The organism is Lautropia dentalis, assembly GCF_003892345.1.
Lineage (GTDB): Bacteria > Pseudomonadota > Gammaproteobacteria > Burkholderiales > Burkholderiaceae_E > Lautropia > Lautropia dentalis.
Window position 1 is genome coordinate 1,149,817 of record NZ_RRUE01000001.1, and the last position, 22,163, is coordinate 1,171,979.

The 22,163-nt window shown below is 66.0% G+C and carries 15 protein-coding genes and 1 tRNA gene; 8 read left to right on the plus strand and 8 right to left on the minus strand.

Annotation, left to right across the window (positions count from 1 at the left end; genetic code table 11):
• Nucleotides 1–186 precede the first annotated feature (186 nt).
• Nucleotides 187–277, plus strand: a tRNA-Ser gene (locus EHV23_RS04335).
• A gap of 500 nt (nt 278–777) precedes the next feature.
• The gene (locus EHV23_RS04340; protein WP_238990361.1) at nt 778–1,305 is read left to right on the plus strand and encodes a flavin reductase family protein; all 528 of its coding nucleotides are present in this window, start codon (nt 778–780) and stop codon (nt 1,303–1,305) included.
• Between the two features lie 312 nt (nt 1,306–1,617).
• On the opposite strand, the gene EHV23_RS04345 is transcribed toward EHV23_RS04340, so the two are convergent.
• The 4 genes from EHV23_RS04345 to EHV23_RS04365 all read right to left on the minus strand — a co-directional run bounded on the left by EHV23_RS04345 (nt 1,618) and on the right by EHV23_RS04365 (nt 8,946).
• Nucleotides 1,618–2,922, minus strand: a complete 1,305-nt coding sequence (locus tag EHV23_RS04345) for a hypothetical protein (protein WP_125094864.1) — start codon at nt 2,920–2,922, stop codon at nt 1,618–1,620.
• A gap of 490 nt (nt 2,923–3,412) precedes the next feature.
• Nucleotides 3,413–5,569 (minus strand): hypothetical protein, encoded by a 2,157-nt coding sequence (locus EHV23_RS04350; RefSeq protein ID WP_125094865.1) that lies wholly within the window; start codon nt 5,567–5,569, stop codon nt 3,413–3,415.
• A 308-nt stretch (nt 5,570–5,877) separates the two neighbouring features.
• Entirely contained in the window at nt 5,878–7,254 is a 1,377-nt protein-coding gene (gene ltrA / locus EHV23_RS04355) for a group II intron reverse transcriptase/maturase (protein ID WP_125094866.1), read from the minus strand.
• Nucleotides 7,255–7,881: 627 nt separating this feature from the next.
• Nucleotides 7,882–8,946 carry a hypothetical protein gene (locus EHV23_RS04365; RefSeq protein ID WP_125094867.1) on the minus strand — a complete coding sequence of 355 codons (1,065 nt, stop codon included), beginning with the start codon at nt 8,944–8,946 and terminating at the stop codon, nt 7,882–7,884.
• 795 nt (nt 8,947–9,741) lie between these two features.
• Between EHV23_RS04365 and EHV23_RS04370 the strand changes: the two genes are divergently transcribed.
• From EHV23_RS04370 to EHV23_RS04395, 6 genes are all read left to right on the plus strand, one after another.
• Nucleotides 9,742–10,950: a hypothetical protein gene (locus EHV23_RS04370; RefSeq protein WP_125094868.1), complete on the plus strand. Its 1,209-nt coding sequence runs from the start codon at nt 9,742–9,744 to the stop codon at nt 10,948–10,950.
• Between the two features lie 14 nt (nt 10,951–10,964).
• Nucleotides 10,965–11,894 carry a hypothetical protein gene (locus EHV23_RS04375; protein WP_125094869.1) on the plus strand — a complete coding sequence of 310 codons (930 nt, stop codon included), beginning with the start codon at nt 10,965–10,967 and terminating at the stop codon, nt 11,892–11,894.
• A 16-nt stretch (nt 11,895–11,910) separates the two neighbouring features.
• Nucleotides 11,911–13,203 (plus strand): TRAP transporter substrate-binding protein, encoded by a 1,293-nt coding sequence (locus tag EHV23_RS04380; RefSeq protein WP_125094870.1) that lies wholly within the window; start codon nt 11,911–11,913, stop codon nt 13,201–13,203.
• A gap of 223 nt (nt 13,204–13,426) precedes the next feature.
• Complete coding sequence (locus tag EHV23_RS04385; protein WP_125094871.1) at nt 13,427–13,609, plus strand: hypothetical protein; 183 nt, start codon at nt 13,427–13,429, stop codon at nt 13,607–13,609.
• A gap of 249 nt (nt 13,610–13,858) precedes the next feature.
• Complete coding sequence (locus EHV23_RS16375; RefSeq protein WP_125094872.1) at nt 13,859–15,796, plus strand: SurA N-terminal domain-containing protein; 1,938 nt, start codon at nt 13,859–13,861, stop codon at nt 15,794–15,796.
• Nucleotides 15,797–15,985: 189 nt separating this feature from the next.
• Nucleotides 15,986–16,708 (plus strand): DUF1178 family protein, encoded by a 723-nt coding sequence (locus EHV23_RS04395; protein ID WP_420813025.1) that lies wholly within the window; start codon nt 15,986–15,988, stop codon nt 16,706–16,708.
• Here EHV23_RS04395 and EHV23_RS04400 read toward each other — a convergent pair whose 3' ends face one another.
• The 4 genes from EHV23_RS04400 to EHV23_RS15945 are packed head-to-tail and all read right to left on the minus strand — an operon-like array spanning nt 16,709 to nt 21,980.
• Nucleotides 16,709–18,760 carry an ABC-F family ATP-binding cassette domain-containing protein gene (locus tag EHV23_RS04400; RefSeq protein WP_125094873.1) on the minus strand — a complete coding sequence of 684 codons (2,052 nt, stop codon included), beginning with the start codon at nt 18,758–18,760 and terminating at the stop codon, nt 16,709–16,711.
• A gap of 45 nt (nt 18,761–18,805) precedes the next feature.
• A complete protein-coding gene (locus EHV23_RS04405; protein WP_125094874.1) occupies nt 18,806–19,903 on the minus strand; it encodes a HemK family protein methyltransferase in 1,098 nt (365 codons plus the stop codon).
• On the minus strand, nt 19,900–20,265 hold the full coding sequence (locus EHV23_RS04410) for an ArsC family reductase (RefSeq protein WP_125094875.1): 366 nt from the start codon (nt 20,263–20,265) through the stop codon (nt 19,900–19,902). Before EHV23_RS04410 ends, EHV23_RS04405 begins: the two co-directional genes overlap by 4 nt.
• Nucleotides 20,262–21,980: a PilT/PilU family type 4a pilus ATPase gene (locus tag EHV23_RS15945; protein ID WP_238990273.1), complete on the minus strand. Its 1,719-nt coding sequence runs from the start codon at nt 21,978–21,980 to the stop codon at nt 20,262–20,264. Before EHV23_RS15945 ends, EHV23_RS04410 begins: the two co-directional genes overlap by 4 nt.
• Between the last annotated feature and the right edge of the window lie 183 nt (nt 21,981–22,163).

The following is a 22,163-nucleotide window of genomic DNA, read 5'->3' on the forward strand; positions in this document are numbered from 1 at the left end:
GGCGGGGACGCGAACGGGTGCATGACATGCGCCGGTGCCCGGGTATTCAGGCCCGGCTGGGTCAGATGACGGGCCGGATGCATGATGTGATGGGCGGGACATGTGAGGGAGTGTTACGTGGGCATGTGAGCTTTTTTCGTCGTGCTTGCCACAACGCCCACAGATGCTGCTATACTGCCGAATTCCGGAGAGATGGATGAGTGGTTTAAGTCGCACGCCTGGAAAGCGTGTAAGGGTTAATAGCCCTTCGGGGGTTCGAATCCCCCTCTCTCCGCCACCGTTTCCGGCGTGCGCCCGCTGAGGCGGCACGCCAAACCCCAAGTTCACCCCCCAAAGGCCTGACCTTGCTGGTATGCTGCCGGCAGTGTCGGGCTTTTTTGTTGCTCGGTTTTCTGGATTGTCCGGTTTCCTGGATTTCGTTGCCTGCCTGGTGGTGTCGTGGACTCATTCGTTCCCGCGCGCCCAAAGGGGGCTCTTTCCGGGCAGACCCTGAATCCGGGCGATGCCCGTATCCTTTCGTGGAACGCCCCGCAAGGGCGCTGTGGCAGGCTGATTTCCATGTCCGGGCGATCCGGCCTGCTGCCATTTGCCGCCAATAGCGCGCTGCTGTTGCCGACAGGGCGTTTTCTGGCCCGGCCCGATCATGGACTCTGGCGCTCCCATGCAGGGATTCTGGCGCTTCCATGCTTTTGCCGCGGGGGCTCCGTGTTGTTTCTTTGAATGGAAAGGGGAAGGCCCTTGATCAGACAGATTTCACTCGACAAATACTACCGGCTGATGAACACCGGCCCTACCGTGCTGGTATCGGCCAGAGCCGGTGGCCGCAGCAACGTGATGGCTGCGGCCTGGGCGGGCATCGTGGATTTTGCGCCCACGCCCAAGGTCAGCGTGGTGCTGGACAAGGCAACGTACACGCGCGAACTGATCGAGCAGAGCGGCTACTTTGGCCTGCAGGTGCCGGTGGTGTCGCAGGTGGACATGGTGGCCGCGCTGGGCAGCCGCTCGGGCCGGAACGACCCGGACAAGGTGGCGCACTGCGGGGCAGCGCTTTTCTACCCCGAAAAGTTCGACGTGCCGCTGGTGCGGGGCTGCGCCGGCTGGATGGTGTGCAAGCTCATTCCCGAGCCACACAACCAGCAGGAACACGATCTGTTCATTGGCGCCGTGCTGGACGCCTGGGCCGATGACATCGTGTTCGACGGCCACTGGAAGTTCGATTCTGCCGGTCCGCAGTGGCGCACGCTCCATCACGTGGCTGGCGGCCACTTCTACGCCATTGGCGAGGAAGTGACGGCCAGATCCTGAGAGACGGGGTTCATGGCACGCCGATCCGTGCCGGAATGACACGTCGATTGGTGCCGGAATGACGCGCCAATCCGTGCTGGACGGGGCCTGAATGCGTGTCAGCTGCTCTGAGGCTGTTTGCCAGCCATATGGGTCCCGGGGCCATCTGTTCACCATGAGATGCCGCAGCCTTCCCGGGCGTGGGGTGGAGCAGGGGTGGACGCCCTTCCCGCGCCACCGGCAAAGGCCGGCGATGCAGGAGCAATCCACGATTGCGCAGATGGCCCTTCCCGCTCCACCGGGAAAGGCCATATCGATTGCGCGATACCAGGATCAGCGGCTGGCCCAGCGGTTCTTCTTGCCCTCGAGCTGGTTGTCCAGCGAATCGACCAGCGTGAAGCCCTTGTGCACCAGCGCCTGGCCCTTTTTGAAGCCAGACGGCACTTGCCACAGGTTGCAGTAGGTGCGGCTGGTCTTTGGCAGCTTGTAGGTCCAGCAGCTCTGGGCCGTGTCGGTGCCCGTGACCGTCACGCTCAGCTGCACGAAGTCCGTACCGTTCTTCCATTCGTAGACGTGCTTGCCGGAGGCCACTTCCTCGTCGTATTTGATGGTTTCGGCCGTGCCGGTGAAGGTGGTGCCCTGACGGTAGTCGAACACGCCTTCCTCGGTGGCGGTCAGCGTGGCGGGCAGCGTCACGCCATCGGTGCCGTTGATGACCTGCATGGAGCTGGTGATCTGGTTGACGGCGAAGTCGGCATTGCCGCCCCTGCCCGTGGCCTTGCCGCCGTTGAAGGTGAAGTAGGTGTAGCTGCCACTAGCGGAGGCATAGGTGCCCAGCACGCCCCGGCCTTCACCGGTATAGCCCGGGTCACGGCTCTGCGTGGCCAGAACGGGGGGCGCCTCGTCGTTGTCCACCGGATAGCCGATGGACTGCGGATCGTTGACCACCGTGTCGCTGTGCTGGTCGAGCATGGCAGCCAGTACGGCACCGTTGACGCCACCGGGGTGGATCGGGTCGCTGGGGTGGGTCAGGTTGGGGCGGTTGATGGCTGTGTTGCCATGGCTGCTGTTGTTCGCTGCCGCTTCTGCTTCGGCCTTGGCGGTTGTGGCTGCTTCTTCGCGGGCCTTCTGGGTGGCAAGGGCTGCTTCGGCCTTGGCTTTTGCCTCAGCCGCTTCACGTTTTGCAGCGGCGGCAGCCGCTTCGGCTGCTGCCTGTGCTTCGGCAGCCTTTTGTGCTTCTGCGGCTTGTGCAGCGGCGTCTGCTTTGGCTTCACGAGTCGCTTTCTCGGCAGCTTCCTGCTTTGCTTTGGCTTCTGCTGCTGCCTTTTCGGCTGCGGCAATTTTCTCCGCGGCTGCCTGTTCTGCGGCCGCTTCTTCCTGAGAGGCCTGAATGGCTGCCTGGACAGCTGCGGTCAGAGCGGCTGACGCTTCTGCCGCTTCACGTGCAGCTTTGGCTGCGTCCTGTGCGGCCTGGGACTCTGTACTTGATTGCGTTGAAGTGCTGCTGGATGCACCCGGCGCAGCAGGACTGGACGACACGGCCTTGGGAGCTTCGCTGCCCCCGCCTCCGCCGCCGCAACCGGCCAGCAGGAGCAGAATGGCAGCGCTGATCTGGAATGTATTGGATTTGGTCACCATGGTGTTTACCCATCAGGCCCGCCACGCGGGCGGTGATTGCAGACAGAAGGCTGGACGGTCCAGCGAGAGCGCGAGTCTATCGCCAAAAACCGGCCGCCGATCAGGCTGCAATGGATATGCAACAATGATTAATTATGTTTGCCTCCGAATGTTGTCTGGCGGTGACAGCCGGGTGTGAGACAGCCGTATGTGAGATAGCTGGTTGAACATGATCGGCGGCGTGATGCCATGGAAAGAAAATGCCGGCAGGAGGACATGATGCCATGACCAAAAAAATGCCAGCGTCAGGGCTGGCGATTGATGATGTCGAATCATCCGGTCAGACAGGAGCTGGTGTCAACGCCGATTGAAAACTGACCCAGGGTGCCAGGGCGTAAAGCCAGAATGGAAGCATGCCCCGGTCCGGGGCATGCTACCGGGGGATGAGGTTCGCAGATGGAACCTGTTTCCCCGATTTTTCCGATACTGATGGTCTGCCTTGTTACCCTGTTTACTTGCTGGCCCAGCGGTTTTTCTTGCCGTCAGCCGTGGCGTCCTCGATGCTGTAGCCGAGGTGACGCAGCGGTTTGCCGTGTGCAAAGTCGGCCGGTACCTGCCAGTTGTTGCAGTAGGTACGCTGGGTTTTCGGCAGTTTGTAGGTCCAGCAGCTCTGGGCTGTGTTCTCGCCCGTGACCATCACCATCAGCTGCACGAAGTTGGCACCGTTCTTCCATTCGAAGATGTGCTTGCCCGAAGCCACCGATTCATCGAATTTGATGGTTTCGGTACGGCCGGTGTAGGGGGTGCCGTCCTTGGGATCGAAAACGCCCTCGTCGGTGGCATGCAGGGTGGAGCCCAGCGTGACGCTGTCGGCACCATTGGTGACCTGCAGCTCGCTGCTGACCTGGTTCACATCAAAGGCGTTGTTGCCGGTCCCTTCCACTTTGCCACCGTTGAAGGTGATGTAGCTGTAGGTGCCGTTGGCCGGTGAATAGTTGCCGATGACGGCATTGCCCGAGCCGGCATAGCCCTGATCCCGTGTCTGGCTGGAGCGCAGGTTGGGCGCTGCCAGACCATCCAGCGGATGGGCAATGGATTGTGGATCGTTGAGGACACTGTCGCTGTGCTGGTCCAGCATGGCGGCCAGCACGGCACCGTTGACGCCTCCCGAATGGATCGGATCCTTCGGGTGATCGAGGTTCGGCCGGTTGATGGCCGCGCCGTTGGGCTGCTGCGGGCTGGGTTCGTCACCCTTGGCCTGCTGCTGGTTGCCACTTTCGGCGTTGCTGTTCTGCTGGCCGTTGTTCTGCGGCTGGGTAGCGGCGGCGGCCCTGGCTTTCTCTTCGTCGGCCTTGCGCTTTGCCTCGGCAGCTGCATCGGCCTTGCGCTTCTCTTCGGCAGCGGCTTCGGCCTTGCGTTTCTCTTCCGCAGCAGCTTCTTCTGCCTTGCGTTGCTCTTCAGCCCGGGCTTTTTCTGCGGCTTCCTGCTTCTCTTTGGCTAGCCTGGTGGCTTCTTCCTGGGCGAGGCGCTGTTGCTCTTCTTCGCGTTTGGCTTCTTCCTGCTTGCGGAGTGCCTCTTCTTCCTTCTGCTGACGCTCGGCGGCGTCTTTCGCAGCCTGCTCGGCGGCCTGTTTTTCCAGTGCGGCCTGGCGGGCAGCTTCCTCCTGCTCGCGCTTCAGGCGCTCCTGCTTTTCCTGTTCTTCGCGTTCTTTCTTCAGGGCCTCTTCGGCTTCCTTCTGCTTGCGCTCGGCTTCGGCCTGGGCCTCACGGGCTTTGCGCTCTTCTTCGGCCTTCTGCTCGGCTGCAGCCTGTTCGGCCCTGGCCTTGATGGCGGCAGCTTCAGCAGCGGCTTTTTCTGCTTCGGCTTTCTTGCGGGCAGCTTCTTCCTCGGCACGCTTCTGGGCGGCAGCCTGTTCTTCGGCAGCACGTTTGGCAGCGGCTTCGCGTTCGGCGGCCTTGCGGGCTTCCTCGGCCTGGGTGGCGCTCTGGGCAGCAGCGTCTGCCCTGGCAGCGGCAGCCTGGGTGGCGGCATTCTGGGCAGCAGCCTGATCGGCGGCGGCCTTGGCAGCAGCGGCATCGGCCGCAGCTTTGTCGGCAGTGGCCCTCTGGGCAGCAGCGGCCTGGGCGGCGGCGGAACTGGTGTTCTGTTCAGCGGAGGCGGCGTTGCTGGCAGATGCTTTGGCTTTTTCGGCCTCGGCCGCTGCTTTCTTCGCGGATTCGTCAGCAGCCTTGGCGGCAGCCTGGGCTGCAGACAGTTTCTGGGCGGCCTCCCGCTGGGCAGCGGTGCGCTCGGCGGCACTGGCGTTGGCCTGGTTGATCAGCCGGGCAGCGGCGGTCTGTGCGGCGGCAGCAGCCTCGGCCGCAGCACGGGCCTGGGCAGCAGCGGCCTGCGCCTGATTGGCTGCCTGAATGGCGGCATTCTGGGCCTGGGTGACGGCAGCCTGGGTGGCCGGATCGGTGGTGGTCGTGCCGCTGTTCGTTGCGGCCGATGCGGTGTTCGACGTGGTGCCCGAAGTGGTTCCGGTACTGGACGACGAGGGGGCCGTGGGCGCAGCCGGGCTGGGCGAAACAGCCTTCGGAGCCTCGCTGCCGCCACCGCCACCACCGCAACCAGCCAGCAGGAGCAGGACAGCAGCACTGATTTGAAGTTTGTTGTTTTTCGTCAACATGATTCCACCCATACGAATCCGCCACGCGGGCGGCTGAACCGAATAAAAGGAGGTGATTGCCAAGCAGGGCGGGAGTTTATCTCCAAACCCCTACCGTTTATCCGGGAATAACGTGGCTGACACATTTGTTAAGAATGTGAAGGCGAAATTGTCGTTTTTGGCTGACGGCGACTATTGGCGCCACGAATGATCAGGGGGCGTTCGCGATGTACAGGGCCGACCCATCGGCATAGGGGGCAGCCCTCTGGGCTGCACCCCTGCCACACCACCCGGCATGCGGGTCCGCACCGGGCGGTTCGAGAGAACATTCAGGATGATGCCAGACGGGGCAGGCCAAGACTGTCGAACCATGACAGGGTCAGCACGCTGTTGAGCAGCATCGCACTGTTGTGCCACCAGCGCCGGCTGTTTGCCGCCACTTTCCGGGCCACTTCCGTGCTTGCGCCCATGGCGCACAACTCCCTGAACATGGTCTTGCCCCGCTTCCACTGCCTGAGCTGGATGGCCCGCAGCCGGTGACGTATCCATTCATCCAGCTCTCGCCAGACGCCTGTCGTTTGCGCCAGTCCGAAATAGGCTCTCCATCCCAGCAGCAATGGGCGAAGCCCATCGACCACCTGCTGTATGCTGCGTCCGCCACTGCGGCGGGTCAGCCAGCGCACACGCTGCCTGAAGGCCATCACAGCTTTCCGGGCCACCCTCCGTTTGACGACCCCTTTCGGAGCCATCCAGAAGCTGAAGCCCAGAAACTTGCGGCCAGTGAAGACGCTGGCCACCGCACTCTTGGATTCGTTGATCCGCAAATGCAGCCTGCCGTACAGCCGGCGCAACAGCTGCATCACCCGTTCGCCTGCCCGACGACTGTGCACATATACGTTACAGTCGTCGGCATACCGAACGAAGCAATGCCCGCGCGCCTCCAGCGCCTTGTCCACCTCATCGAGCAGCAGGTTGGCCAGCAGCGGCGACAGCGGTCCACCTTGCGGTGTCCCCTCGTGCCGCTCTACGACCCCGCCGCCATCCATGATTCCCGCGTTCAGGTACGCCCGGATCAGACGGCATACGCCATCATCTCCGATGCGCTTTCTGACGCGATCCATCAGGATGTCGTGATTGACCCGGTCAAAGAACTTCTCCAGATCGACATCCACCACGATCTTCCTGCCGGACTGGATGTACGACTGCGCGGCCAACACCGCGTCGTGCGCACGCCGTCCCGGCCGAAAGCCGTAGCTGTGTTCACTGAAGCCCGGATCAATCATCGGCTGCAGTACCTGCAGCAGTGCCTGCTGGATCAGTCTGTCCGTTACCGTCGGGATGCCCAGCTCTCGCTGTCCACCTCCCGGCTTCGGAATCATGACCCGTCGTACCGGGCTGGGCCGGTACGTCCCCTGCAACAGTGCTTCGCGGATTCGCGGCCATTCGGTCTTGAGCTGCCGGGCTGTCTGGTCGATGTCCAGACCATCCACACCGGCCGTTCCCCGATTGGCCTTCACCCGCCTCCATGCCCGCTGCATGTTGGCTCTTTCCAGAACTGCATCGAGCAGCCCTGCTCCTGTGTCTTCGGTGTCATGTCGCGGGCCGCAGGCTTCATCACGACATGCGCCCCTCGGGGCTTCACCCCTACTCACTGCATGTCGCCCCACTCGTGCAGGCTTCTGATGCATGGCCTTTGACATCGACATGATCCTGTCAACACATCCTCTCGTTCGGTCCTTCGCCTGACCTGTGTCCCATCATGGGGCTGGTCCTGCTACTACGACCTCTGCTGACTTCTCGCTCCGGCTCGACACCGTCGCCCTTTCGAGCATAAGGCGAGATCTCCCCAGGTAAGAACGCACACCTTCTCTGCACGACCGCCGGATTTACGTCACCTCGCCTTGGCCACAAGAGCTTCGCGGTTACATGCCCGTTCGCCCTGCTCGGCAACGCCTTGTATCCGGTTCTTGTACATCGGCCCGCAGATTACGCTCCACGCTTCCTTCCCACACTCGGTCGCCCTTGTGCAGTTGCGCTTCACTTCACTCACTGTGGCCAGCTTGTGGCGGGACTTGCACCCGCAGGTGTGCGCCCATGCTGGGCGCACATGACAAAAAGCCGCCAGCGGATAGGGCTGGCGGCTGGGGTGCCGCACAGACTGCAGCGGCGGCTGGAGAGGGATAGCCAGCCGGATAAGGGTCGGATCTGTCAACAGACTGCGGCTGCCAAGGTGCTGGATCTGACGAATGAGTCCATGACACGCGCTGGGGAGGGCGCCTGATGACGGACGGGGCGGGCTGCTTTGCCAGGGCCCGCTCCCGCCCGGGGTGGGATTACCGGCTCACCGGTTTGGTATGCCAGTAGAGCTTTTCGCCGTTGCGGTCTTCGACCAGGTAGTAGCCGGCGTGGATCAGCGGCTGGCCGGCTTTCCAGTCGGCAGGCACTTTCCACTTGTTGCAGTACAGGCGGCTGGTGTTGGGCAGGTGGAAGTTCCAGCACAGGGCGGCCTGGTCGTCGGCAACCTGTGCGATGCTGATCTGCACGCTGTGGGCACCGTTTTCCCATTCGGTCAGCACTTCGTTGTAGCGGATCAGCTCGTTGTCACCCACCTTGTAGCCGTGGCTGGTGTAGTGGGGGCCGTTCTGGTAGTTCTCGCCGTTGACATCCAGCGCAACCAGTTTGGTGCCGAGCACGACGGCATCGTCGGTGCGGTTGATGTCCAGGTCCATGCCGATGGAGTTGACGGCGTAGGTACTGGGGTTGTCGGTGTGGACGGTGCCGTTGAAGGCCGTGTAGGTGTAAATGCCGTTGGCGGCGCTGTAGCTGCCCGGTGCCCCCGGACGCTCGCCCTCACCGGCATACGGCGTGCTGCGGAACTGCACCGACTGCACGGACGGAACGTGGGTGGTGCTCAGGAACTGGCCATCGAGGGTGGAGGGCCAGGCCAGGGCACTGTCCTGCTCGCCCGGTTCGACACTGCGCTGGTCCAGCATGGTGGCCAGCACGGCACCGGTGATGCCCTCGGCGCTGATGGCAGCGCGGACGGCCGGTGCAGCAGGTACGGCAGGTGCCGGGGTGCTGGCGGATGTGTCGGGCTGCTGGGGTGCCGGTTGAGCGGGCTGTTCCGGTTTGGCGGGCTGTTCCGGCACGGTGGGGGCGGCCGGTTGCTGCGGGGTGGTGTCGGCCTGGGCCTGCGGGGCCGGTGTGGCCGGTGCCTGGGGTGCTGGTGTGGCTGGCGTCTGGGCATTCGGCGCCGTGATGGCGCCTGCCTGGGTGTTGCCGCCCGGCGCGGTGGCCAGCGGCTCGCTGGTGCTGCCGCCGCCACCGCCGCAGCCGGCGAGGGCCAGCATCACGGCAGCACTGATCTGGAGTTTGCGGGTAGTGGTCAACGTCAACATGGGGCTCACCTCGTTTCGGTTGGCCTGGGCGGGCCAGGCAAAAATGGGTGCCGGGATCGGCACGCACGGCGATGGATGTTTGTCCGGAAGGCTGTGCGGCCGGCTGGCCGTCTGGACTGTCGGGGCGCTTGCGCGGCGCCGTCCGTCGGGCTGTCAGTGCCGTGCATCCTACGGAAAGGCGGCGTTCCGGGCGCGGCAATAAGTCACGGCGGGTGGCAGACCGGCGGTGCGTCGGACGGGATGCGTGGTGGATTTCACGGACTGGGCGGCAGGGTGGGCGCGGGTGGTACTGGCGGGGAGGGGGTGAGCAGGTGAGGGCGTTACTGGATGGTTCCGGGCGGGTTTGAGACGCTGGGCTTTGGGCTGCGGGCCGAGCAGTTGTGTGTGGGGGGGGGCGAGCACAGAGGTCTGGAGGCTGCCCGAAGGGAACCACCTCGATGTGCACGAGTCCTGTGGCATGGCAGCCACTGGGTGATGATTCTGGCGCGAACCACCCCGGTGCGCATGAGTTCTGCGCGTGCAGGTCGTTCCACAGGTGACGAAAAAGCTTTGCCATGGTCCTGCGAGTACCCGCGCATCAGTGTCACGGCCGCTGTTCCTCTGCCGGTTTGTGATCAGCGTTACGGCTGCTGTTTGCCTGCGTGCCCATGTCAGCCCTGCCCGCCGTTCATCTGCCCGTCTGTGGCTGATGTGATGGTGCGACTGCCGTCTGTCGCCGCTGGTTTGGTTGCGCCCATGACGGCTGGTTAAGGTGAGGGTGCTTTTCAACCGGAATGGAGCAACCAGGGAAAGAACATGGTGAGCAAGCGCAATCAATGGACCGTGAGTGCCGCAATGCTGGCAGTGCTGGCGGCCTGTGGCAGTGGTGAGAATGGCAGCGATGCGGCGGCATCGAATGCGGTGTCGGCCAGCAAGGCCGTGGAAACGGTCCAGTTCGAGGGCGAAGCGGCGCAGGCTGCGACGCTGGCGGCCGTGGTCAAGGCGGCGGGTGGAACGGATGCCGATGTGACCGAGCTGCAGGACAACGTGTCCCGTGCGGGCGATGCACCGCTGCTGCTGGCCTCGGTGGGCCAGACGGTGGTGGATGTGCTGCCGTCGACCGGGACGGTCGCGCTGAAGGCTGCGGACGGAGCACCGGCACGCGGGCCAGCAGGTGAGCTGGTGCGCGCCGGTGGTGTGGCGCGTGACGCCTCCGTGGCGGCCGGCCAGGCACCGTATTCGGTACAGGGCGTGAGCGGTGCGCTGCTCGCGACGCTGCTGGACCAGCATGCGGGCAACCCGCTGCACGAGGTCGGTCCGACCGACCACACCTTCCTGGTGCCGGTGGCGGCCCGCAATGGTTCGGTGGTCAACGATACGGCGCTGCCGATGGTGACGGCCGGTTTCGGTCTGACGCCCGCCAATGACGGGTTCCAGGGCGGCCTGCCGGCAGAGCGGCGCAGCCAGCTGCAGATGTACATGCGTGTGCAGAACCTGTATGGCTCGAGCAGCGCTGCCACCCGTCCCTTCGGCGAGTTCAACATGAACACGCTGCTGGTCTCCGGCGCCGGTTCGGTGTCGGTGGGCAAGATGCTGCACGTGATGTCGTGGACGCCGAACAAGCTGGACAACGGCCGCTATGACCGTACCGGTGTGCCGGGCGTGCCGGTGCGCGAAGGGGCTGCGCCGGTACCGTACTGGCGGGCCAACCTCTATGGCCAGAACATGCCGCGCTGGCGTGACGACCAGCTGGTGCCCTACGGCAGCCTCGTGCAGCAGTGGAGTGCCGATAACACCTATGTGCAGCTGTGGCTGCTCAAGAACGGCAGCAGCAGCCAGCCGCAGCTGTGCTGGAACTTCTGGCTGCCCAACCTGAAGCGCACGTACTGCCAGGCCTGGCAGGTGCCGGGGGGCTGGCAGCCGGGTGGCGCGCTGGCCAACGGGGGCAATTTCGTGAATGACAACCGCATGGCCCAGGGCGAGTCCGGCCATCTGTACTGGCAGCAGCTGACGGCTGGCCGCTGAAGGGAGCAATGAACATGAAGCGCAACAACCAGAACTGGATGATCTCGGCCGGCGCCCTGGCGGTGCTGACGATGGTGATGGCCGTCCGGGCCGGCGCGGCCGGCAGCGAGGGCGTGACCGTGCAGGGGCCGGTGCTGCATGCCGAGGCCGTGGCCCGTGCACCGCTGTCGGCCACCGGGGTGAGCGGTGCCGTGCTGGCCACGATGCTGGACCAGAGCAGTGGCAGTGCCGCCACGCATGCGGCCGAGGTGCATGGTATGGGTGGTGTGGTCACGCACGACGTGCTGACGCCGGCGGTGGACGTACGCAGCGGTCTGACCGACTATGCGCAGCCGTCGAACCCCACTGTGCCACCGGTGTACAACGTGGCGGATGGCTATCGTCCGATGCCGGGTGCCTACCGCTATGACCAGCGTCATGTGGTGCAGAACGACAACCAGCGCAGTGCCGGTGCAAACCGTCCGTTCACGGATCTTTGGGCATTGACCTATTTTTCGCAGGACGACCGTGGGCTGGCCGTGGGCAACTGGCTGTCGGTGCGCACGATGCGCTCGGTGCGTCAGGGCGCGCAGTACGGTACGCAGTTCATGGTGCCGGCCCCTGCGCAGACGCAGACGGTGATGCTGACGGCGCACAGTGCCTTCCGGGTCCACAGGGAAGCGGAAGTGCCGTTCGGCAAGGTGCTGCAGCAGTGGCAGAACGGTCCGCAGTTCGCCCAGCTGGTGCTGCGTGAAGGCCCGGGTGCCCAGGAGGCGGCCCTGTGCTGGAATTATGCGCTGGCCACGGCAGGCCGTCTGGTCTGCCAGGTCTGGCAGGTGCCCGAACAGTGGCGTCCGGGCCAACCGCTGGTGGACAAGGGCATCTACATCGACGATGATCGCGAGTATTACGAGGGAGAAAGCGGTCACCGTTACTGGCGCCGGGAGGCTGCCCGCGCGGAGTGATCTGCAAAAAGAACGCATGAAATCAGGCTTCGAATCGCCCTGGCGGCCGGCTGGTGAGCATCGGCAGGCCGTGGGGTCTGCCGTATCCGGCACCGCTGTGGCTGGCCGTACGGCATCTGCCGGTGTACCGGCAGCCACGCTCGCACCGCCGGCACGTCGCCGGCTGCTGCAGGGTGCCGGTCTGGGGGCAGGACTGGCGGCACTGGCCCTGGGGCCGTCGGCGGTCCGGGCCCGCACGGCCATGGCCCGTGCCCGGGCGGAGTCCCAGCCGGCACCGGTGGTCTGGCGCTGCCAGATGGCCTGGACGCTGGAAGATGATTTTCATGCGTACATCACCACATTGGCCGAGGTGCTGGGCACGATGACCGAAGGCCGGCTGCAGCTCGAGGTGCTGCCGGCCGGTCGTGAGGTGCCCACCGAGGCGCTGTCCGGGGCCGTGTCGCGGGGCAGGCTGGAGGCGGCCCATCGTGTGCTGAGCCTCGATGCCATGCGCCAGCCGGCCCTGGGGCTGTGGGGCAGTGGCCCGGCCTTCGGGATGGACGGCATGACGCTGCTGTCGTGGCACCAGCACGGTGGCGGCGAGGCCATGCTGCAGGAGCTGTACGAGGCCGAGGGGCTGAAGGTGCATTCGCTGCTGTACGGGCCGCTGCCCACGCCGGCCTTCGGCTGGTTCAAGCGGCCCATTTCGCGTACCGAGGACCTGGCCGGCATGCGTTTTCATGCCGGGGGGCTGGCGGCGCAAATCTATCAGGAGCTGGGTGCCACGGTGTTCCAGCTGCCGGTGGACGAGATCGTGCCGGCGTTGCGTCGCGGCGAGATCGAGGCGGCCGAGTTCAGCACCATTTCCAGTGACCGGGCGCTGGGCCTGCCGGATGTGCTGAAGGTGTGCATGCTGCAGAGCTTTCACCAGATCACCGAACAGGTGGAGCTGCTGGTCAACCGCGACGCCTGGAACGCGCTGTCGCCGGCCTGGCAGCAGGCGGTGAACATCGCGACACAGGCCGTGACGGCCATGATGAGAAGCCGCCAGACCAATGCCAATTCCACGCATTACATCGAGATGCGCGAGGTGCAGGGCGTGCGCTTCTACAAGACGCCGGAGTCGGTGCTGAAGGCGCAACTGGTGGCGTGGGACCGGGTGACGGTGCGCAACAGCAATGGCGATCCGGTGTTTGCCCGCATTCTGGATTCGATGCGCCGTTACGCGCAGCGCTGCGTGGGCTGGCAGAACGACGCCTATGCCGACCGGCGCGTGGCCTACAACCACTATTTTGCACAGCGCGTGGCGAGCAAGAGCGGCGCGGAGTGAGGCCGGAGCATGCCCGGGAAGGCGTGTGTGGTCTGCGTGCCTGGTCGTGCCGCCTGGGGGGCCGCTGTGCCCGGCTGGCGGTTGCGGGAAGCCGGGGCGCACGGCGCTGGCTAGCATCCTGCACCATGCATGCTGAAACGGTGTATTTCCCGGGGAGAATCAATGAGGGGCAGGGCGGTTTCGAGGGAGGCCGTGCGGCCCGGGATGGCGCGCGGGGGTTGAGATGAGATCCTTCTTCCGGATTCTGGTCAGGCTGATGATTCTGGTGGTGCCCCTGTCCCTGGCGGCGGAGTGGCCGCTGTCTGCCGCGCTGCTGGTAGCCGCCCCCGTGGCGGGAGGCGTGCTGGTGCTGGTGATCAGGGTGACCCGTGCCGCCCTGAAGGAAGGCTGGCTGGCCGAGATTTAGAACTGTGCCGGCAGTGCCGTGAGGCCATCGGGGATTCTGCGGCCTTGCCACCCTGTCCCGTACGTTCAAATGGCAGTGTCGCGCAGAAGAATGGGTTCATGCCCATGCCTGATGGGGCCATGCCTGCGCCACTCTGCTGGCCGCTTGTACCTGTCTGTTGCAGCCACGGCGATTTGCCCCCATGCTGCGGGCAACGGCGCGCATCTCGAATAAACTACGGGGATTCCTCTCTTTACCGACCAGGATCCCATGTTTGATTTCATCCGAACCCACCAGCGGCTGGCGCAGGCGCTGCTGCTGGTGCTGATTCTGCCCGCGTTCGTGTTCTTCGGCATATCCGGCTACGACCAGATGTTCGGCCACGGCGATGCGGTGGCCTCGGTGGAAGGCGAGCCGGTGCCGCGCGCCTATTTCGACAACACCTACCGGCAGCAGGTCCAGCAGATGCAGCAGATGCTGGGCGACAACTTCGATGCGGCGGTGTACGACTCACCCGCCATGCGGGCCGAGGTGCTGGAGAACATCATCACCCAGCAGGCCATGCTGGTGGATGCGCGCAAGAACCGCATCACCGTGGCGCGGCCCGAGATCCAGCGCGCCATTCTGCAGCGCCATCAGGACCTGCGCACCGACAAGGGGCAGTTCGACATCGAGGCCTACCAGCGTCTGCTGGCGGCCAACCAGATGACGGCTGCCCAGTACGAGGCCTCGATCAGCCAGCAGCTGGCGCTGGGGGCCGTGGAGCGCGCCGTGCGTGAATCGGCCATGGTGCCGCAGGCGGTGGTGGACAGTCTGGTGGCCACTCTGGAGAACCGGCGCGTGGTGCGCACCCTGCTGCTGCCCACGAAGGACTACGAAAAGGGCCTGAACCCGACCGATGAGCAGCTGAAAGCCTGGTACGACGCCCATGCGGCCGAGTTCGACCAGCCCGAGTCGGTGGACATCAGCTATGTGGCGCTCAAACGCGCCGATATCCTGCCGAAGGATGCCGAGCCCTCGGAGAAGGATCTGGAAGCCTTCTACCAGAAGCACCGCAATCAGTTCAACGATGCCGACGAGCGTCAGGCCAGCCACATCCTGCTGAAGGTGCCGGAAGGGGCCGATGACGCTGCCCGGAAGAAGGTGAAGGAACGCGCCGAGGCGCTGCTGGCCGAGGCGAAGGCCAATCCGGACGGCTTTGCCGAGCTGGCGAAGAAGAACTCCGAAGACCCGGGTTCGGCCTCGCAGGGCGGTGATCTGGGCTTTTTCGAGCGTGACACGATGGTCAAGCCCTTTGCCGACGCTGCCTTTGCGCTGGACAAGCCAGGCTTCACCGACGTGGTGGAAAGCGAGTATGGCTATCACGTCATCAAGGTGACGGGCGTGAAGGGCGGGGGCGAGAAGCCGCTGGCGGACGTGAAGCCCGAGCTGCTGAAGATGTGGCGTGAGGAAGAGGCGGCCAGACGCTACAACGCCGAGGCCGAGAACCTGTCGAACATGGTGTACGAGCAGGCCGATTCGCTCAAGCCCGTGGCCGAGCGCTTCAAGCTGAACATCGAGAAGGCCGAGGGGCTGCCACGCAAGCCGGCCGCCGGTGCCCGGGAAGGTTCGGTGGAGGCCAACGCCCGCCTGCTGGACCAGCTCTATGCACCCGAGGCGCTGGAAGAGCACCGCAACACCACGGCCATCGAGATTGCGCCGGGCGTGCTGGTGTCGGCCCGCGTGGATGCTCACCATCCGCAGCATCGCCAGACCTTCGACGAGGTGAAGGACACGGTGAAGCAGCGCTGGATGGCCGACGAGGCCGCCCGTCTGGCCCGCGAGGCCGGCGAGAAGCAGCTGGCGGCGCTGAAGGAAGCCGGCAAGGATGCGAAGGCACCTGCGGGGCTGAGCGAAGAGAATACCGTCAGCCGTGCCCAGCCGGGCCGTCTGCAGCGTGATGCCCTGCAGGCCGCCTTCGGTGTGCCGGCAGACCAGCTGCCGGCCTGGGTGGGGGCCGATCTGGGCCATGCAGGCTACCAGCTGATCCGCGTGGAAAAGGCCCTGCCGCCGGATGATGCCGCGAAGCAGCGGATGGATGCCTACAAGGGTCAGCTGCGCCAGACCCTGGCCAATGCCGAGACGCAGGCCTGGATTGCCGCACTGAAGGGCAGCCTGAAGATCGAACGGCATCTGGACAGCGACGACGCTTCGGGGGATCATCAGTGACCCGTGCGTCGGCCCGCTGATGCACGCGGCCCCTCGGGGCCGCTTTTTTGTGCGCTCCTCGCTTGTGGGGGCTGGCACCGGATACGGCGTGCTGGTGGGTCTGTGCGCGAGGGGCTGGACGAAGCCCGGTTGCCGGCGCAACGGCGGACGTGCGTTCCCCGCGCGTGGGGCTGCTTGGCGCATCGGCACATGCTCCAGAATCTCGGTGATGCGTTCCCCGAGCGCGTGGGGCGGCTTGTGGCCGATGTGCTGGATATCCTGAACGCTGGCATGTTCTCCGCGCGCCTGGGGGCTGGTTGTACAGGCGCCAGCAGGTGCATGTTCCCTCATCTGTTCCCTGTCCCGCGGGAAGGGACGCTACAGGAGGCCATTCTGAAAGTCTTCGACCTTTGCTGTGAGCATGAGCATGCCTTCGAGGGCTGGTTTGCCTCGGCGGATGATTTCGAGCATCAGCGCGAGACCGGACTGCTGGAATGCCCGATGTGCGGCTCGCGCCAGGTGCGCAAGCTGCTGTCGGCGCCGCGGCTGAACCTGTCACATGCCGGGGAGACCGAAGGCCGCCGGGGCAGTGGTGCAGAGGCGGGAGCACAGGGGCGCGCGGAGGGTGCCGAAGGGGAACGTGAGCGGGGGCAGAAGGGGCAGGAGATGCCTTCGTCCGGTCTGTCGGGTGGTGCGGAGCAGATGCGCGAGCTGCAGGGGGCACTGATGCGGGGGCTGCGCAAGCTGGTGGAATCCACCGAGGACGTGGGCAGCCGGTTTGCGGAGGAAGCCCGTCGCATTCATTTCAGGGAAGCACCGGCACGGGCCATTCGCGGCACGGCCACGGCGCGGGAGACGGCCGAGCTGCGCGAGGAAGGTATCGAGGTGATGACGGTGCCGCTGCCGCCGTCGCTGAAAGGGCCGTTGCAGTAATTACTCCCGCTCCACGGCCTCCAGCCGTTCCTGCTGTTCCAGCCAGTCGTTTTCCAGGGCCTCCAGATCGGTGCCGATCTGGGCGCGCTCGCGCTGCAGGGCCGTGGCGGCAGCCCGGTCACTGAAGGCATCGGGGGCGGCCAGCGCCTGGTCGATCTCGTCGGCGCGGGCCTGCAGCTGTTCCATCTGCTGTTCGATCTTCCGGATGGCCTGTTCGATGGGCTTTCTGCGGGCGGCCAGGGCGGCACGCTGCTGGGCGCGCTCGCGGCGGTCGCTGGCGCGGTTGGTGGAACCGGCGCTGCCGCTGGCCATATTGGCGGCAGTCGTGGTTCCGTCCCGTTCGCCGCTCCTTTCGTGATGGTCCGGGTGGCTGCCGGCATGGCCCCCGGCTGCCGCATTGGCACCGTCTGTGCTATCCGTGGTGGTCGCGCCGCCCTTGCCCGCGCTGCCCTGCGTTGCGGCATCGGCGGCGGCCTTGCTGCTGCGCTCCTTCTGCAGCCACTGCGCATAGTCGTCCAGATCGCCGTCGAAGGGGCGGAGCACGCCGTTGTCCACCAGCCAGAATTCATCGACGGTGCTGCGCAGCAGGTAGCGGTCGTGCGAGACCAGCAGCAGCGGGCCTTCGAATTCGGCCAGGGCGTCGGCCAGGGCGTCACGGGTATTGGCGTCGAGGTGGTTGGTGGGTTCGTCCAGCACCAGAAAACCGGGCTTCTCCCAGGCCAGCAGGGCCAGGCACAGGCGGGTCTTCTCGCCGCCGGACATCGGCCCGGTGGGGCGCAGCGCGTCGTCGCCCGAAAAGCCGAAGGCGCCCAGGAAGCCGCGCAGCACCTGCTCGCGCTCCTGCGGTGCCTGGCGGGCCAGGTGCAGCAGCGGGGAGTCGTCGGGACGCAGGTCTTCGATCTGCTCCTGGGCGAGGTAGCCGGTATCGAGGGTGGCGGCACGGGTAAGGTCGCCGGAGAGGGGTGCCAGATCGCCGATCAGCGTGCGGATCAGCGTGGTCTTGCCGGTGCCGTTGCGGCCCAGAATGCCGATGCGGGCGCCACGGCGCACGATCAGTTCGGGCAGCGTGACGACGGGCTGCTGCGGGCTGTGGCCGCAGGCGAGGTGCTCGGCGCGGATCAGTGGATCGGGGCCCTCGGGCGGCTGGGCGAATTCGAAATCGATGCCGCGGGTGGCGCGCAGCGGGGCGATGGTCTCCATCCGTTCCAGCGCCTTCAGGCGGCTCTGCGCCTGCCTGGCCTTGGTGGCCTTGGCGCGGAAGCGGGCAATGAACCGGTTGAGGTGCTCGATGCGGGCCTGCTGTTCGCGGCGTTCGCGTTCGCGCTGGGCGGCGCGTTCGGCGCGGATGTTCTCGCTGGCGGTGTAGCCGCCGGGGTAGCGGTTGAGGGTGCCGTCCTCGATGACCAGGCTGGTGGTGGCCACGCGGTCGAGAAAGTCGCGGTCGTGCGAGACGATCAGCTGGATGGCGGGGTGGCGCATCAGCTGCCGTTCCAGCCACAGCACGGCGTCCAGGTCGAGGTGGTTGGTGGGCTCGTCCAGCAGCAGCAGGTCGCTGGGGGCCATCAGCACGCAGGCCAGATTCAGGCGCATCTTCCAGCCGCCCGACAGTTCGTCGACGGTACGGGAGAGCTGCGCCTGGCCAAAGCCCAGACCGTCGAGCAGTTCGGCTGCGCGGGCCTCGGCCGAGGGGCCACCGGCGTCGATCCAGTGGGCGTAGGCTTCGCCCATGGCCTCGCCGTTGCCGTTGGCCTCGGCCTGCCGGATGGCGGCTTCTGCGGCGACCAGGGCGGCATCGGCGTTCATCACGAAGCGAACGGGGTCGATGCTGGCCTGGGGCGCATGCTGGGCCAGCCAGGCGATGCGCAGCTTCGGCAGGTCGACATTGCCCTGTTCGGGCGAGAGATCACCGCGGAGCAGGGCCAGCAGCGAGCTTTTGCCGCTGCCGTTGGCGCCGATGAGGGCCACGCGCTCACCGGGGTTGATGATGAGCGAGGCGTTGCCGAACAGCGGGCGCCCGGCGCGGGCCAGGCTGAGGTTGTCGAAGCGGATCAAGGCGGGATTCCGGGGACGGCGTTCTCCCGATTATCCCAAAATTTCTCAGATGAACGCGCCGTTCGAAAGCCCTTCCTCTGCAGGCTGCTGGTCACGCCACTGCTTCAGGTCGTCGGCAGTGATCAGCACGATGCGGTCGTCGCCCTGGGCCACGGGGATGGCCGTCCACACGAGACCCGGGAAACGCCGGCGGAAGTTGGGCATCTCGTGCCCGATCTCCAGCGCCAGCACGCCGCAGGGCCAGAGGTGATCCGGTGCTTCGGCCAGCAGGCGGGCGATCAGGTCCATGCCGTCCTCGCCGGAACCCAGCGCCTTTTCGGGTTCGGCCCGGTACTCGGAGGGCAGGGCCGCCATGGAGCCGGCGTTGACATAGGGCGGATTGCACAGGATGAGCTTGAACTGCTCGCCTTCCAGGCTTTCGAACAGGTCGCCGCGACGCAGTTCGATGCGGTCTTCGAGCTGGTAGTCGAGCAGGTTCTCGGCGGCCAGCTGCAGGGCATCGGCCGAGATGTCGCTGCCGATGACCTCGGCGCCCGGGAAGCAGTGGGCCGCGATGATGGCCAGGCTGCCGCCCCCGGTGCACAGGTCGAGGATGCGGTAGGGCTGGCTGGACGGGGGCGGCTGTGTGCGCACGTCCTGATCCAGTTCATCGGCCAGATCGTGGAAGGGCTGCAGCATGTCCTGGTTCAGCCAGGGGTCGAAGGCGTGGTGCACCAGCGCCTCGCCCAGCAGCGAGCGCGGCACGAGTGCCCGGGCATCGGCCCGGAACCGGAAGCCCATCAGCCAGGCCTCGCCGGTCAGGTAGGCCAGCGGCTGGTCGCACTGGCTGCGGGCGTCGATGAGGTTGCGCAGCTTGCGGCGCTCGTCGGGCAGCAGGGTGGCACTGGCCAGGTCCTCGTACTGTTCGACGGGCAGGTGCAGGCACCAGCAGACCAGCCAGATGGCTTCGTCGTAGGCGTTGTCGGTACCGTGACCGAAGGAGGCACCGGCGGCCTGCAGGCGGCTGACGGCATAGCGGACCCAGTCACGCAGGGTGCGCAGGCTTTCCTGGGCGTCGATCAGGCTGGCGGACTGGGGGCTGTAGTCGGTGCGGTACGGCGAACGTGGCACGACGTGGGCGAAGGCGGGGAAATGGGCTGTCATGCGGGAAGCAGGAAGGAGCGCAGGGCCTCGTCACTGAAGCCCACCTGCAGGGCATCGGGGCGCTGGCTGGTGGTGATGACGGGGCGTTTGATGAGAGCGGGATGGGCCTGCAGCAGGGCAATGGCCGTGACAGGACTGGTCGCAGCGGCCTGCTGGGCGGCGTCCAGGCTGCGCCAGGTGGTGCCCCGGCGGTTGATCAGGGTGTCGAGACCGGTACGGCGAACCCAGTCCTGCAGGGTGGCGGCATCGAGACCCTCCTTGCGGTAGTCGTGGAAGCGGTAATCGATGCCGTGCTGGTCGAGCCAGGCCCGGGTCTTGCGGATCTGGTCGCAGTTGGGAATGCCGTAAACCGTGACTGTCATTCGTCGAGCCTGATCATGAATTCTGCAAAGGAGGCACCCTGGGAAGGTGGTGGCGCCGACGGACCGCCCGCTGCACCGGCATTGCCACCCTGCGGACCTGTACCCGGCTGGCCTGGAGACGTGCTGGGATGACCGCCCGCCGGAACACCCGCCCCACCCGTGCCGGGGGGCAGTGTGCCATGTTTTGCGGTGTTGATGGGGGGTACCGTCGAAAATATCCCGCTGACCGGTGCCTGGCTGGCCACAACGGGGGCCGGCGACTGCGTGGCAGGCGGCTGGGTGGCGGTTGGCGGGAAGATCTGGCTGGCCGGGCCGCCGGTGCCGTGCTGGGCGGCTGTGCCGGCGGCAGCCGCTGCTGCGGTGGCGGCTGCGCTGGCGGGCGGCTGGGGGGAGGGCGGCCGGATCAGGGTATCGGGGCCCTGGGTGGCCAGCGCGCCGGCGCCCGGTGGCGTGCCCAGCTGGGAGGCGCCGGGCGCCGTGCCGGCTGGTGCACCGTGCGCGTCGTCCATGTCGGCCAGCGTGGGACGGGAGAATTGCGGGCCGCGGGTGGCCGGGCCGCGCTGCCTGCTGAAATCGGCAGCCTGCTGGGCCAGCAGACCCGGCAGCTCCAGTTTGGCGTCGCCCTGTCCGGCATCGGCGGCCGGGACTTCCTCGGTGTAGTTGTCCAGCAGCCAGAGCAGGTTGGTGGGCGAGTCGCTGTGCTGCAGCGCGTCTTCCTTCGTGATGCGGCCAGCGCGCAGCAGGGCGGTCAGTGAGCGGTCGAAGGATTGCGAGCCGGCGGCCAGACTGTTGTTGATGGCGTCGGGGATCTCCGACAGACGCCCGGCGGCGATCAGCTCGGCCACGTGGTTGGTGTTGATCATCACCTCGGCCGCCGGTACACGCCCTCCCTCGACGGTGGCCAGCAGCCGCTGCGACACGATGCACTTCAGCGTGGTGGACAGGTCGGCCAGCAGGGCGGCACGGTTCTCCGGCGCATAGAAGCTCAGGATGCGGTTCAGCGCATGGGCGGCGTTGTTGGCGTGCAGCGTGGCCAGCACCAGGTGGCCGGACTGCGCGTAGGCAATGGCGGCAGCCATGGCCTCGATATCGCGGATCTCGCCGATCAGGATGCAGTCGGGCGCCTGGCGCAGCGCACTCTTGAGCGCGGTGTGCAGGTCACGCGTGTCGGAGCCGATCTGGCGCTGGTTGACGATGGAGAGCTGGTTGCGGAAGACGAACTCGATCGGGTCTTCCAGCGTGAGGATGTGGCCGGTGCAGTGGGCGTTGCGGTAGTCGATCAGCGAGGCCAGCGTGGTGGTCTTGCCCACGCCGGTGGCCCCCACCATCAGGAAGAGGCCGCGTGGCTGCAGGATCAGCTCCTTCAGCACGGCCGGCATGCCCAGCGTGTCGAACTCGGGGATGTCGCCGGGAATGTAGCGGATGACGGCAGCCGCGGTGCCCCGCTGGCGGAACAGCGAAATCCGGAAGCTGCCCACGTCCTTCAGGCCGTAGCCGATGTTGAGTTCGTTCTCGTCCTGAAAACGCTTCCACTGCTGGTCGTTGATGGCCGTGCGCAGCAGGGCCTCGGCCTGCTGCGGGGTCAGGCGCTTGTCCGGAGCGGTCAGCGCATGCATGGCGCCGTGGATCTTGATCTGGACCGGGGAGCCCACGGAGATGAAGAGGTCGGAGGCCTTCTGTTGGGCCATCACTTCCAGCAGCTTGTTGATCGCCATGATCGGTTCGGGTGCCTGGTTGGGACGGAAACGCACGCACGGGTCCAGTGCGGGTACGTTTCCGCGGAGGCGCTCCGGATGCAGCCGGCCCTGTGGTAGCCACGGGCAGGCGCCCACCCGCGGCTTCAGGGTCGGGTGCAGTGCGAGGCTGCCTCCCGGTTTGAAACGCCAGTCCGGCTTCCC

Coding starts and splice junctions, on each gene's coding strand:
- EHV23_RS04385 (WP_125094871.1), top strand. CDS start 13,427: ATGAGATCCTTCTTCCGGATTCTGGTCAGGCTGATGATTCTGGTGGTG.
- EHV23_RS15945 (WP_238990273.1), bottom strand. CDS start 21,980: ATGGCGATCAACAAGCTGCTGGAAGTGATGGCCCAACAGAAGGCCTCC.
- EHV23_RS04350 (WP_125094865.1), bottom strand. CDS start 5,569: ATGTTGACGAAAAACAACAAACTTCAAATCAGTGCTGCTGTCCTGCTC.
- EHV23_RS04375 (WP_125094869.1), top strand. CDS start 10,965: ATGAAGCGCAACAACCAGAACTGGATGATCTCGGCCGGCGCCCTGGCG.
- EHV23_RS04340 (WP_238990361.1), top strand. CDS start 778: ATGAACACCGGCCCTACCGTGCTGGTATCGGCCAGAGCCGGTGGCCGC.
- EHV23_RS04395 (WP_420813025.1), top strand. CDS start 15,986: ATGCTCCAGAATCTCGGTGATGCGTTCCCCGAGCGCGTGGGGCGGCTT.
- ltrA (WP_125094866.1), bottom strand. CDS start 7,254: ATGTCGATGTCAAAGGCCATGCATCAGAAGCCTGCACGAGTGGGGCGA.
- EHV23_RS04405 (WP_125094874.1), bottom strand. CDS start 19,903: ATGACAGCCCATTTCCCCGCCTTCGCCCACGTCGTGCCACGTTCGCCG.
- EHV23_RS04380 (WP_125094870.1), top strand. CDS start 11,911: ATGAAATCAGGCTTCGAATCGCCCTGGCGGCCGGCTGGTGAGCATCGG.
- EHV23_RS04370 (WP_125094868.1), top strand. CDS start 9,742: ATGGTGAGCAAGCGCAATCAATGGACCGTGAGTGCCGCAATGCTGGCA.
- EHV23_RS04345 (WP_125094864.1), bottom strand. CDS start 2,922: ATGGTGACCAAATCCAATACATTCCAGATCAGCGCTGCCATTCTGCTC.
- EHV23_RS16375 (WP_125094872.1), top strand. CDS start 13,859: ATGTTTGATTTCATCCGAACCCACCAGCGGCTGGCGCAGGCGCTGCTG.
- EHV23_RS04410 (WP_125094875.1), bottom strand. CDS start 20,265: ATGACAGTCACGGTTTACGGCATTCCCAACTGCGACCAGATCCGCAAG.
- EHV23_RS04365 (WP_125094867.1), bottom strand. CDS start 8,946: ATGTTGACGTTGACCACTACCCGCAAACTCCAGATCAGTGCTGCCGTG.